This window comes from Paenibacillus sp. 22594 (assembly GCF_052044425.1).
In the GTDB taxonomy this organism is placed as follows: Bacteria; Bacillota; Bacilli; order Paenibacillales; family Paenibacillaceae; genus Paenibacillus_AQ.
The window spans coordinates 577,369-590,028 of the sequence record NZ_JBQENA010000001.1 but is presented as its reverse complement, the minus strand read 5'-3'; the positions used below and the strand labels follow the sequence as shown (position 1 = coordinate 590,028).

10 protein-coding genes are annotated in these 12,660 nt (G+C 51.3%); 5 read left to right on the top strand and 5 right to left on the bottom strand.

The annotated features are described in order from the left end of the window. Positions 1 to 10: 10 nt before the first annotated feature. Positions 11 to 877 carry a LysR family transcriptional regulator gene (locus ACTJKB_RS02510; protein ID WP_440831665.1) on the bottom strand — a complete coding sequence of 289 codons (867 nt, stop codon included), beginning with the start codon at positions 875 to 877 and terminating at the stop codon, positions 11 to 13. A gap of 158 nt (positions 878 to 1,035) precedes the next feature. On the opposite strand from ACTJKB_RS02510, the gene ACTJKB_RS02505 reads away from it, so the two are divergent. Both ACTJKB_RS02505 and ACTJKB_RS02500 read left to right on the top strand, forming a co-directional pair. Next, positions 1,036 to 2,772, top strand: a complete 1,737-nt coding sequence (locus ACTJKB_RS02505) for an ABC transporter ATP-binding protein (protein ID WP_440831664.1) — start codon at positions 1,036 to 1,038, stop codon at positions 2,770 to 2,772. Then, a complete protein-coding gene (locus ACTJKB_RS02500; RefSeq protein WP_440831663.1) occupies positions 2,772 to 4,511 on the top strand; it encodes an ABC transporter ATP-binding protein in 1,740 nt (579 codons plus the stop codon). Before ACTJKB_RS02505 ends, ACTJKB_RS02500 begins: the two co-directional genes overlap by 1 nt. Positions 4,512 to 4,519: 8 nt before the next feature. On the opposite strand, the gene ACTJKB_RS02495 is transcribed toward ACTJKB_RS02500, so the two are convergent. Together ACTJKB_RS02495 and ACTJKB_RS02490 are read right to left on the bottom strand one after the other, a co-directional pair. Next, a complete protein-coding gene (locus ACTJKB_RS02495) occupies positions 4,520 to 6,481 on the bottom strand; it encodes a Na+/H+ antiporter (protein WP_440832694.1) in 1,962 nt (653 codons plus the stop codon). A gap of 95 nt (positions 6,482 to 6,576) precedes the next feature. Beyond that, a complete protein-coding gene (locus tag ACTJKB_RS02490; protein WP_440831662.1) occupies positions 6,577 to 7,437 on the bottom strand; it encodes a helix-turn-helix domain-containing protein in 861 nt (286 codons plus the stop codon). Positions 7,438 to 7,624: 187 nt separating this feature from the next. On the opposite strand from ACTJKB_RS02490, the gene ACTJKB_RS02485 reads away from it, so the two are divergent. Next, positions 7,625 to 9,694 carry a beta-galactosidase gene (locus tag ACTJKB_RS02485; protein WP_440831661.1) on the top strand — a complete coding sequence of 690 codons (2,070 nt, stop codon included), beginning with the start codon at positions 7,625 to 7,627 and terminating at the stop codon, positions 9,692 to 9,694. 93 nt (positions 9,695 to 9,787) lie between these two features. Here ACTJKB_RS02485 and ACTJKB_RS02480 read toward each other — a convergent pair whose 3' ends face one another. Then, complete coding sequence (locus tag ACTJKB_RS02480) at positions 9,788 to 10,411, bottom strand: NUDIX hydrolase (RefSeq protein ID WP_440831660.1); 624 nt, start codon at positions 10,409 to 10,411, stop codon at positions 9,788 to 9,790. 216 nt (positions 10,412 to 10,627) lie between these two features. On the opposite strand from ACTJKB_RS02480, the gene ACTJKB_RS02475 reads away from it, so the two are divergent. Both ACTJKB_RS02475 and ACTJKB_RS02470 read left to right on the top strand, forming a co-directional pair. Next, positions 10,628 to 10,930 carry an ArsR/SmtB family transcription factor gene (locus ACTJKB_RS02475; RefSeq protein WP_440832692.1) on the top strand — a complete coding sequence of 101 codons (303 nt, stop codon included), beginning with the start codon at positions 10,628 to 10,630 and terminating at the stop codon, positions 10,928 to 10,930. Between the two features lie 141 nt (positions 10,931 to 11,071). Next, on the top strand, positions 11,072 to 11,629 hold the full coding sequence (locus ACTJKB_RS02470; protein ID WP_440831659.1) for an NAD(P)H-dependent oxidoreductase: 558 nt from the start codon (positions 11,072 to 11,074) through the stop codon (positions 11,627 to 11,629). Positions 11,630 to 11,851: 222 nt separating this feature from the next. On the opposite strand, the gene kduD is transcribed toward ACTJKB_RS02470, so the two are convergent. Continuing rightward, positions 11,852 to 12,607 (bottom strand): 2-dehydro-3-deoxy-D-gluconate 5-dehydrogenase KduD, encoded by a 756-nt coding sequence (gene kduD / locus ACTJKB_RS02465; protein ID WP_440831658.1) that lies wholly within the window; start codon positions 12,605 to 12,607, stop codon positions 11,852 to 11,854. Positions 12,608 to 12,660: the final 53 nt, after the last annotated feature.

The following is a 12,660-nucleotide window of genomic DNA, read 5'->3' as shown; positions in this document are numbered from 1 at the left end:
ATCAATGCTTTTACTTCTGAAAGTTCTCAATAAACTTCACAGCCAGGGAAGACAGGTACTTGTCTTTCATCCAGACTGCGGCCACCCGGGTATTCAGTGAATCGCTGCGAATGACCTTGGACAGTACATTGCTGTTGTTGGCAAGGATAAAAGCGGACCTTGGAATGATACCGATGCCGAGCCCTGCATTGGCCCAGAGCAGGGTCGTGCGAGCATCATCGTTCATACAGAAGACCTGGGGCTCGAACCCATTTTCCAGGCAGGTCTCGCGGATCAGCTGTTCAAAGCGGCGGTAAATAATGAGCGGCTGCTCACGGAGCTCCCCAATCTCAATTTCGGGCTCTCCACCTGTCCAGTCATATTCAGGTGCCATCACGGCAATCATTGGTTCTGATGAGGTGTATACACACTCAAGGCCTGCTGAGTTGAACGGGGTGCGGACGATGCCGACTTCGACGATACCCTTGTTCAGCAGATCAAGAACGCGATAGGTATTGCCTTCGTGAATCTCGAATTTCACCCCGGCGTAGACCTGATGGAACTCGAGCAGCCGCTCCTGAAGCAGGGTTGCCGCAGAAGAAGAGACGGTGCCGATGGACAGGGTACCCGATATACCTTTGACAAAATCCTTCAGCTCCCGGGTAGTGGAATCGGTCAATTCAAGAATTTGCTGTGCCCGGTCCCGCAGAATGATTCCGGCTTCGGTAAGCTGGATACTGCGCGGCCCGCGTTCTACCAGCTTCACCCCAAGCTCCTCCTCCAGCAGTTTCAGCTGCTGGCTGAGCGGCGGCTGGGCCATTTGCAGCTTTCTCGCCGCAGAAGTAATTTGTCCTTCTTCGGCAATAGCCAGGAAATATTTCAGTTGGCGGATATCCATAAGTTAACCTCCGAGTTGTACTTACTGCCATATGCAGATCGTATCGCATGGATACGAAACCAATATTACTAATATGTAAATAGATGTGCCATAATCATAACGGGTCTTATTCCATTTTACTAGCTGTAACATACTACATAGGTTAGGTGAGGATTACTGTGTTCAAAATTGCTGTATTTCTTAAACCCTATAGGAAAGAAGTGACACTGGGGCCGATCTTCAAGCTGCTGGAGGCCATTCTTGAACTCTTGCTGCCCACCATTGTTGCACTGATCGTCAACAATGGGATCGGCCGCCATGACAGCGCCTATGTGTACCGGATGGGAGGGCTGATGGTGCTGATGTCATTACTCGGCTTCGGCTGTTCCATGGTTTGCCAATATTATGCCGCCCGGGCTTCGCAAGGCTTCGGTACTTCACTTCGCAACAAGATGTTCAAACATATTTCGGCCCTCTCCTATGCCGAGCTGGATACCTTCGGCACACCTTCGCTGATCAACCGGATCACGAATGATGTGAACCAGCTGCAGCTCGCTGTTGCGATGCTGATCCGTCTGGTTATTCGCGCTCCATTCATCTGCATCGGAGCCATTATCATGTCTATGATTCTCGACTTCCGGCTCTCACTGATTCTGCTCACTGCGACTCCGGTATTTGGCGTGATTCTGTATTTCATCATCACGCGTAGCTCGCCGCTCTACCGCAAATACCAGCTGAAGCTGGATCATCTGGCTCTGGTGCTCAGTGAGAATCTGTCCGGCATCCGGGTGATCCGCGCATTTGCCAAGAGCCGCAGTGAAAAGCAGCGTTTTAACGCTGCTTCGGAGGATCTGACAGCGACAGCTATCCGCGTCGCCCGCATCTCTGCGTGGTTGGGGCCCATGACAACGCTGGTGGTGAATGCAGCGATTATCGCCATATTGTGGGCAGGCGGCATCCACATTGACGCCGGACGGCTGTCACAGGGGGAGATTATCGCTTTTATCAACTATGTGACCCAGATCCTGCTGGCACTGATCGTAGTCTCAAATCTGGTGATTCTTTTCACCAAGGCTTCATCATCGGCAAACCGTGTGAATGAAGTGCTGGATACCGTGGCTTCTGTTGCGGATATAGGGAATCAGGGCCTTCCACCGGCAGAGAAGCAGGCCCCTGCGATTGCCTTCGAGCATGTCTCATTTGGATACAACACCACAGGTGAGCTGGCATTGCACGATATTTCAGTGACCATTCAACGTGGAGAAACCGTGGGACTGATTGGCAGTACCGGCTCCGGCAAGTCAACTTTTGTGAACCTGATCCCGCGTTTCTATGACGCTATAGAGGGGGAAATCCGGGTCGACGGGGTAAGTGTCAGAAATTATGGACTGGAGGAGCTGCGAAGCAAGATCGGCATCGTGCCACAGAAGGCAACGCTGTTCAGCGGTACCATAGCTGACAATATCCGCTGGGGCAGGCAGAATGCCTCATACGAAGAGTTAATGGCCGCTGCTTCTGTAGCCCAGGCCGAGGAGTTCATCCAAAAGCTGCCTGAAGGGTTGGCTACTCCAGTCGCCCGCGGTGGTCTGAACTTGTCCGGCGGGCAAAAACAGCGGCTGGCCATCGCCCGTGCAGTGGTGATGCGTCCGCAGATCCTGATTCTGGATGATTCGGCAAGTGCACTTGATTTTGCCACGGATGCAGCACTTCGACGTGCGCTGAAGGAGAGCAGCGAAGAAACTACTGTGCTGCTTGTCTCCCAGCGGGTGAGCACAGTCCGTCAGGCGGATCAGATTATCGTCTTCGACGAAGGACGGATTGCAGGTGTTGGCACACATGAAGCATTATTACAGACCTGTGGAGTGTACCAGGAAATTTGTCAATCCCAGCTTTCAAGTGAGGAGGTAGGTGCGTGATGAGCTCCAGAGCAACCTGGAAAAGAATGTTTAACTATACCAAACAGCATAGAGGCATCGCCATTGTAGCCGTTTGCTGCGCCATATTGAGTGTTATTGCCAGCCTGATCGGCCCACTGCTGATCGGACGGACTGTTGACCAGATGGTGGGTCCTGGACAAGTGGACTTTGACCAGATCCTCCGGCTGCTGCTGATCTTGGCTGTGGTTTACATTATCGGCAGCTTTTTTGGCTGGCTGCTGACTTACTATACCAACCGGATCGCCTACCGGACGGTCTATGATATGCGGCGAGAGCTGTTCGATAAGCTGAACGTGCTGCCGCTGAAGTTCCATGATAATCATCCCCAGGGGGATAGCATCAGCCGGTTCGTTAACGATATGGATGCTATCTCGGATGGATTGCTGCAGGGCTTCTCTACGCTGCTGACCGGAGTGGTCACTATTGCGGGAGCCATTGGACTAATGCTCTACATCAGTCCGGTGATGACACTTGTTGTGCTGCTCTCGGCACCGGCAACCTTTTATGTCGCACGTTTCATTACGACCCGTTCCCAGAAGCTGTTCCGGGAGCAGGCCAAAATTCTCGGCGGACTGAACGGGTATGTGGAAGAAGTCATAGGCGGCCAGAAGGTGGTGCAGGCATTCCGTTACGAAGACCACAGCTTCGCCCGTTTCTCTGAACGGAATAACGAGCTGTACCATACTGGCATCAAATCGCAGTTCTACGGCTCGCTGTCCAATCCAAGCACCCGTCTGGTGAACAACATTACATTCTCTGTGATTGCGATGATCGGCAGCGCACTGGTAATCGGCGGCCATTTCTCGGTGGGGGATCTATCCAGTTTTCTAATCTATTCGAATCTGTTCGCCAAGCCGTTCAATGAAATAACCGGTGTGATCACTCAGCTTCAATCAGCCACGGCTTCGGCGCAGCGGATCTTTGACATTCTTGACCTGCCGCCGGAAACTCAGGATGCCAAGAACGCACTTGTTATGGGTGTGAGCCAAGGTACGATCGCTTTTGATAAGGTAAGCTTCGCATATACACCGGAACGTCCGCTAATTAAGAGCTTCAGTCTGGAAGTGGAGCCGGGCACGCGGGTAGCCATTGTCGGGCAGACCGGAGCAGGCAAAACAACACTGGTCAACCTGCTGATGCGCTTCTATGACGTGGACAGCGGCAGCATCAGGATTGACGGCACAGATATCCGGGCGATCACCCGCGACAGCCTGCGCCGCAATTTCGGGATGGTGCTGCAGGATACCTGGCTGTATGGCGGATCAATCCGCGATAATATTGCTTACGGCAAGCCGGAGGCGACAGAAGATGAAGTCATAGCTGCCGCCAAGGCCGCCAACGCACACAGTTTCATTAAGCGGCTGCCCGAGGGCTATGCGACAAAGATTTCCGGATCAGGGGATAATCTGTCCCAGGGACAGAAGCAGCTGCTCACCATCGCCCGTGTCATGCTTGCAGATCCGCCGATGCTGATTCTGGACGAAGCTACCAGCAGTATCGACACACTGACGGAGGCCCGTATCCAGAAGGCTTTTCTCACAATGATCTCCGGCCGTACCAGCTTCGTGATTGCCCACCGGCTGTCCACCATCCGTGAGGCGGATGTCATTCTATACATGAAAGACGGCGATATCGTCGAGAGCGGCACGCATGAAGAATTGCTTCAACGGGGTAGCCATTACGCTGGGCTGTACAACAGCCAGTTTGCGGCGGTGTAGCCAGCGGATCAAATGGTCAATTCCCTGAGGTCATGCTCCATCAGCATAAGATTACTTTTCATTTCCTTCATTCCGGCCCGCGACAGCTGGCCCGATTCGAACTTAAGCTGAATCTGGTCCCTTTCCAGTTGGATGCCTACCCGTGCCAGTTCATCCAGAGCCGTATCGAAGTCCTCCTTGGAAGAGGCAGAGGTTTCGCTTCTGGTATATCTGCTGAGCATTCGCTCATAACGCAGAATTGAAGAGCTGACGTCCTCAATCTCTCTGCCAGCTGTAGGCAGCATGGCACTCAATTTCTCAATAACATACTTGATATTGCGCACTCTGAAGGCATCCAGGGCCTCCCGTCTTTCCTGGAAGCTTAGAGTAGCCTGGTGAAGCATGCCAGACACCTCCATCCATTGCCGGAGTGCCCGCAGGTCTGTTTTGTATTGTTCATCCCTGGTGAACCGGAACAGTGTTCTGTTGAGCCTATGTAGAGTGCGGTAAGCTATAAAAGGGTTCACTTCTTTGTTCTTGATCGCCAGCAGAGTGCTCTCTCTTTGCCATTTGAGCGTGTCGATAAGCAATGGCCGCTGCAGTCTTTCGGCCGCTTCGTCTTTTTTTAGCTTGCGGATTCTTGAATGGTACGTATTGATAATTCTGCCGATAGCGGCTCTATTGTCGTCATTGGTCTGTTCACTTAAGGCAATCACTACATTGCGCAGAATTTCCATTTCAATAGGAGTCTCATCGTTGACCAGAGCGGCTTCCACATCATCTCCAATTAGAAGAGGCAACAGGTAGTTGGACGCCAGCAAGGTCCACAGAATGACACCTGCCGCTAAAAAGATGATCAGATCCCGCTCCGGGAACGGATTTCCGTTATCCAGGAAAAAGGGCAGCGACAAGGTACTTGCCAGCGTGATCGTTCCCCGCACCCCGGATAGGGTGAGGATGAGCGCGTTTTTGATGGTATGCCCCCGGGCTGGCTTTTGATCACCGGTACCGGGAAGCTTCATCACAAGAACCCAGATAAAGCGCAGGGTCAGCACAGCAAGTGTCAACACGAGTGTATAGAAAATTACCTGAACATGGCTCAGACTGGAACTGCTCCAGATGGTTCGGATAATCTCCGGGAGCTGTGTACCGAGAAGCAGGAAAACCAATCCATTCAATACATATATAATTACAGACCAGGTGCTTTTTGAAACGATATTCAGTCGGGCGATCTCGGGATTTAATTTTTTATATCCAAAGGAGTGGGCAATACCCGCGCTGACTGCGGCCAGAATTCCGTTGACCCCAAGTTCCTCGGCCATCAGAAAAACAGCAAATGGAGTTAACACCTCGATCAGCATGTGCAGCGTAACATTTTCCATCCCCAGTCTCCGCAGCCACTTTACAAATACATATTTCACCAAAGTCATTATAAGTCCCAGCAGAATACCGCCGAGGGAGATCGCCGCAAAGCTGAGGCTGGCCGACCGCAAGGAGAAAGCGCCGGTTACCATTGCAGCTGCGGCAAATTGAAAGGATACCAGCCCGGAAGCATCATTGATGAGTGATTCTCCCTCCAGGATTTTCATCGTTTGGTGGGGGATTTTGATCTTTTCCTCCAGCGCTCCGACCGCTACAGCATCTGTAGGAGCCAGTGCCGCGGCAAGAGCAAAAGCAGCAGCGAGCGGAATGACGGGAAGCAGCCAATTCAGAAAGAAGCCCAGGATGGCTACAGTCATGAATACCAACCCAAGTGCCAATAAAAGTATCGGTTTCTTTAATCGCCAAAGGGCCTCCTTGTCCGATTGCCGCCCATCATTAAATAGCAGGGGGGCAATGAATAACAGTAAAAATAGCTCAGGATTGAGCTTTAACTCGAAATGAAGAGGCAGGTAGGTAATTACGACTCCGAGTATAATTTGAATAATGGGGACAGATATAGAAGGAATAAATCTGTTGACCAGATTGGATAATGCGATTGCCGCCAGCATCAGTAAAATGAACTCAAAGATTTCCAAAAGCATTAACCACCTTATTTGTGTATTGGATTGCAATGTACCGTTCCCGTGAGGTAGGGTGCTGGTTCTTAGGATTCATGCAGCCGCTTGCGCATCATCCCCGGCGTACAGCCGTAAGTATTCCGGAAGACACGGATGAAATAATTGGTCTCCATGCCCAGTTGAAGGGCGATATCCTGTACCGGTGTATCAGCATTCTCCCGGATAAGCTGCAGTGCACGTTCGAGTCGCAGGTTCTGCAAATATTTATGTGGTGTGATCCCATACTCCTGCAGGAACAGCCGTTGAAAATGCTGCACTGAGTAGCCTACCGCGGCTGCGAGATTAGAGACCAGCAACGGTTCGGTAAAATGCTCATTAATCAGGCTGACTGCCTTCTGCAATGCCTCGTTGCGAACGCTCTCCAGCTCAAGACGGCCTGCGGGTCCTGAATCAGAGGCATTGCGGCGGAGTAAAAGAAGGAGCCGGTAGAGGGCGACGGAGAGCTCTTGCATCACATGCTCATCCTGGCGGCTTGCTTGCTGATTCACCGCATGCCAGATGCTGCCGACCTGTTCCCAGCATTCCTCAAAATGCTCGGGACGAAGCGGCGGGGCACCTGGCAGAATGCCAATTCCTTCGAGCAGGCCCGGTGACAACTCTCCATGAAAACCGATGAAGCCTACATGCCAAGGTGTAAGAGACAACGGGTAATACTCATGGCCCCTGTCGGGCGGATAGGCGAAGGCCATACCGGGTTCCAAAATCGTTTCTTCGCCGTTCTCCAGGTCCCGGAACAGGCCTCTTCCACTGCGGATCAGAAAAATTTGGTATACGGGGAAGCCGCCTGGACGAACATGATGATACTGGATATGGCGGCCGACCGAATAGGGATACAAGGGGAAACGGTTCAGGTCGCGCGGCATTTCAATTAGGGAGAAGGGTAGCATGATGGTCACCTCGTATTCATTTTGTACTAGTAAAGCGAGTGTATATTCCTACTGCCTGAATGGATTTATCCTATATGATATACAGTATAAAGAATGATTCATGAAATGGACAGGACTTAATCTCAGAATGTATCAGAGAATAATCCCATCTGGACATGGACCACATACCGAAAGGATGAACCCACCCATGAATATGAAATTGCCCCCAGTCAGCAGCAAGATTCCAGTCATGCTGCATGGAGCCGACTATAATCCCGAACAATGGTTGAAGTACCCTGAGGTGCTGCAAGAAGATATCCGTATGATGAAGCTTGCCAATTGCAATGTAATGTCTGTTGGGATCTTTTCCTGGGTATCCCTGGAGCCTGAAGAAGGCGTATTCACCTTCGGCTGGCTGGACAGCATCCTGGACACCTTTGCCGAGAACGGGATATATGCATTCCTGGCTACCCCAAGCGGAGCGCGCCCGGCCTGGATGTCGGAGAAATATCCTGAAGTACTGCGGGTAGAAGGAAACCGCGTGCGCAATTTGCATGGCGTCCGGCACAATCATTGCTATACTTCACCCGTGTACCGTCAGAAGACGGCATTGCTGAATGGCAAGCTGGCAGAGCGCTATGCGCATCATCCGGCTGTTATCGGATGGCATATCTCGAATGAATACGGCGGCGAATGCCACTGTGATCTGTGTCAGGCTAGCTTCAGAGAATGGTTGAAGGTGAAGTACGACAACAGCCTGGATGAATTGAACCATGCTTGGTGGGCTACGTTCTGGAGCCATACTTACACCTCATGGGATCAAGTGGAGTCTCCGGCCCCGCATGGGGAGACGCAGGTTCACGGCTTGAACCTGGATTGGCGCCGTTTCGTAAGCGAAGCGACCATTGATTTCTGTCAGCATGAGATTGATTCTGTGCGTGATTATAACCCTGAGCTGCCGGTAACGACCAATATGCACAATATTGACGGAGTGGATTACCGTAAGCTGGCCAAGATTCTTGACGTGGTCTCCTGGGATTCCTATCCGTCCTGGGGCTACTCGGATGAAGATGACGACGCTCGTCTGGCCGCTTGGGCAGCAATGCACCACGATATGTACCGAACCTTCAAGCATAAGCCGTTCTTGCTGATGGAGAGCACACCATCGCTGCTGAACTGGCAGAGTGTCAGCAAGCTGAAGCGGCCGGGCATGCACAAGCTGTCCTCGCTGCAGGCGGTTGCCCACGGCTCGGACTCCGTGCAATATTTCCAGTGGCGCAAAAGCCGCGGCTCCAGCGAGAAGTTCCACGGTGCTGTGATCGACCACAGCGGCCATGCGGAAACCCGCGTCTTCCGCGATGTTGCCGAAGTGGGCCGGACGCTCTCGGAGCTGCAAGCGGTAGTAGGCACTACTACACCTGTACAGACTGCAATTATTTATGATTGGGACAACCGATGGGCGATTAAGGATGCGCAGGGTATCCGCAACTCCGGTCTGAAATATGAAGAAACCGTGCTTCAGCATTACCAGGCACTCTGGGAGCTGGGGATTCCGGTTGATATTATCGGTTCGGAGGAGGATTTCTCCGCCTACAAACTGGTGATCGCACCTATGCTGTACCTGATCAGCGAAGATAACGGCAAACGGATTGAGAAGTATGTCGAACAGGGGGGAACCTTCCTGGGGACTTACTGGTCAGGTATAGTCGGAGAGACGGATCTCTGCCATTTGGGGGGATTCCCGGGTCCACTCCGCCGGACGCTGGGGATCTGGGCGGAAGAGACAGAAGGCCTGCACAGCCGGGATCTGAACGGTCTGGTGATGAATTCCGGCAATGCGCTGTGTATTGATGGAGACTATGATGCGCATGAAATTGCCGAGCTGATCCACCTCGAAGGAGCAGAGGTGCTGGGTACGTACCGCACGGACTTCTATGCGGGACGACCTGCACTGACGCTGAACCGTCTGGGTGAAGGCCGGGCATACCATCTTGCTACACGCGTGAAGGATGCCGGATTCTATGTGGAGCTATATGCAGCAATTGCCAAGAAAGCGGGAATTATCCGCACACTGGATACCGAGCTGCCGGCAGGCGTCACCGCTCAACTGCGGACCGACGGAGACAGTGATTATGTATTTGTGCAGAATTTCAGCGGTGTGGAGCAGTCCATAGAGATGGACGGCAGAACGTACACTGTGTTAGAATCCGGCGAGCCAGTTCCAGCGGTACTTACGCTTCCGGTTCATGGCCTGGTTATTCTGAAACGGGCACACTAATTCATCAGCCAAGCCAATATTTAAAAGGCAGGACCCGGTAGTGCTGGGTCCTGCCTTTTTTGCCTGAGATCATACATCGAAACGGTTAGCTGCTTAGCGGAATGCCGCTTCGATTCCTGCGATAATCTGCAGATAATAGTCCTTGTCATGCGGTACAAAATGACTGATGTCTACCCTCTCTTGGACGTCAATCCATTCACCGCAGTCCGTGATACGAAAACCAGAGACATCAATCTGCTGCAGATCTCCCTGCCAGAATTTGCAGAAGGAGGCAAATTCTGCGGTGATGATTCCGGCAACTTCTTCCGGCTGCAGACGAAATTGGTCCAAGGGGAAATGATTGTCATACAGGAAGACATTTGCTCTCTCTCTATCGATCATCCCTTCCTTGACCATGGAATAGGGGATGATTCCTAGTGGGATGAGCTCGTCAAAAGCAAGCTGCAGCCCCAGCTCCTCCTCCACCTCACGGATGCCGTCCATGGCCGTCTCGCCCGCCAGTAAATGCCCGGCAGCAGTAATATCAAGCAAGCCGGCATAGTCCCGCTTGTCCTTGCTCCGCAGCTGAAGATAGATATAGAGCGAATCTGCCCGCTGTTCTACGAACCAGCAGTGAAAGGTCTCATGCCAAAGTCCATCCCGGTGTACTTCATCGCGCGGGGCGGTGCCCGTCACCTGGCCTTGTGCATCATATGTAGTAAGAATTTCGTCTGACATGTGGATTCTCCTCATTTGCCCAGTTCCTAATAACACTATCACAAAAAATAGGATAATGCTCGGCAGTCATTGTTCAGAAAGGTATAATATGGCATAGGAGGGGAAGAGCATGCACGTGGCGGTTCATTAGATGATTGGTGGGGTTTTGCAAAGAAGCGGCAAGATTTAATGAGTTGACATATCGGGAAATGTCGATATAATGATGGCATGAAACCAATTAGCCCGATTGATGTATTTAAGGCACTTTCCAATGAAGCACGACTTCAAATTTTGGAGTGGTTAAAAGATCCTGCAGCTTATTTTGGACCCCAGGGAGGGGTTGATCTTATCGAAATCGGGGTATGCGTAAGCCAGATTACAGCTAAGCTGAATATGACCCAATCCACCACCTCTCAATACTTGTCTGTTCTGCAGCGGGCAGGGCTTGTGCATGCAACCCGGCTGGGAAAATGGACATATTACAAAAGAGATGAAGCTGCATTATCCCAAATAGCCGCTTACATTCAGAAGGATCTCTAGAGAATAAAGACTGAATTCAAACATGTGAATTCAGTTTTTAAATACAAAACAAATCGATAATTCGTGATATGTAAATTATTTAATTTTGCTCTATACATCGACATATTACGAATTGTATGATTACAAAAGGATCTTTTCCATATGACCACTCCATCCAAACCTTCTGCTAGCCACGCAACCCTCGTTATCGTTGCCCATCCACATTTGGAGACATCCCGGATTAACAAGCGGTTGGCGGCCGAGATTGACGGAATAGGTAATGTTACCGTTCACCGGTTGTACGAGTGTTATCCGGACGAAAAAATCGACATAGCTCATGAGCAGGCACTGTTAACAGCTCATGAGCGTATCGTGCTTCAATTTCCATTCTTTTGGTATAGCTCGCCTGCCTTACTGAAGAAATGGATGGATGAAGTATTCGAGCATGGCTGGGCTCACGGCAAAGGGGGAGACAAACTAAATGGCAAGGAGCTTCTGATAGCGATCTCTTCCGGAGGCGCTCAAAGTATGTACCAGGCAGGGGGCCTTCATAATTACTCTTACAGCGAGCTGTTGCGGCCGTTTCAGCAATCCGCTAATCTGACCGGGATGATCTACCGCCAACCTTTTGTAGTGAGCGGAATCCGTGAAGTAAATGATGAACAGCTGGAGAACTATGCCGCAGATTATGGTGTCTATGTGTCAGGTGTGATAGCTTGATTCGTGAAACGGGTTCCCGGAGCTATTCACCGGGAAATGCAAAAAAAACTGGACCGTCCTTTGTTAGGATGGTCCAGCTTTTTGGGTTGTGATGTGGATAGCAGCAGCTGCTGGCAGAGTAAGCCGATATCCTATCTAACGCGCCAGCAGCCCATTTGTATGTGTATGTCTATTTATAATAAGCTTGCTAACCATAACATTTAGGAAGAGAATGGCCAGGTATTATCTAGCCAACCATCCGCCATCCACATTCAGAATGTGGCCGTTCAGGTAGTCGGAAGCAGCGGATGCCAGGAACACAGCAGGTCCTTTAACATCTTCAGCGGTTCCCCAGCGTCCGGCAGGAATGCGGTCAAGGATGGAATCGGAACGGTTCTGGTCGGCACGGATCGGAGCTGTATTCTCCGTAGCCATGTATCCAGGAGCGATTGCGTTGATGTTCAGACCGGAGCCAGCCCATTCATTGGCAAAAGCTTTTGTCAGACCAGCTACGGCGTGCTTGCTTGCCGTGTAGCCCGGTACATTGATGCCGCCCTGGTAAGAGAGCATGGAGCAGATGTTGATGATTTTACCGTTGCCTCTTTCCAGGAAGTGGCGGCCGGCGATCTGCGACAGCAGGAAGACCGTATTCTGGTTGAGGTTGATGACATCGAACCAGTCTTTTTCGCTGTGGTCTTTGGCAGGTGTACGGCGGATCATACCTGCGCAGTTGACAAGAATATCAACTTTGCCTGTGAAGGCAACGGCTTCGTCGAACATGCCTTGAAGCTTGGAGTGGTCGCTCAGGTCGCAAGCGATGCTGAGTGCTTTTACACCAAAGGCTTCAGCAGCTGCTACAGTTTCATCACTGGCATTGAGGGAAGCGGAGATAACGTCTGCGCCTGCTTCGGCAAATGCAAGAGCAATCCCTTGACCAAGACCTTGGGCCGCACCTGTTACGATAGCTGTTTTACCTGCCAAACTGAATAAAGATGACATTTGATTATTCTCTCCTTTTAAAAAACGTTGATGAGTATCTTGATAGGGCTTAA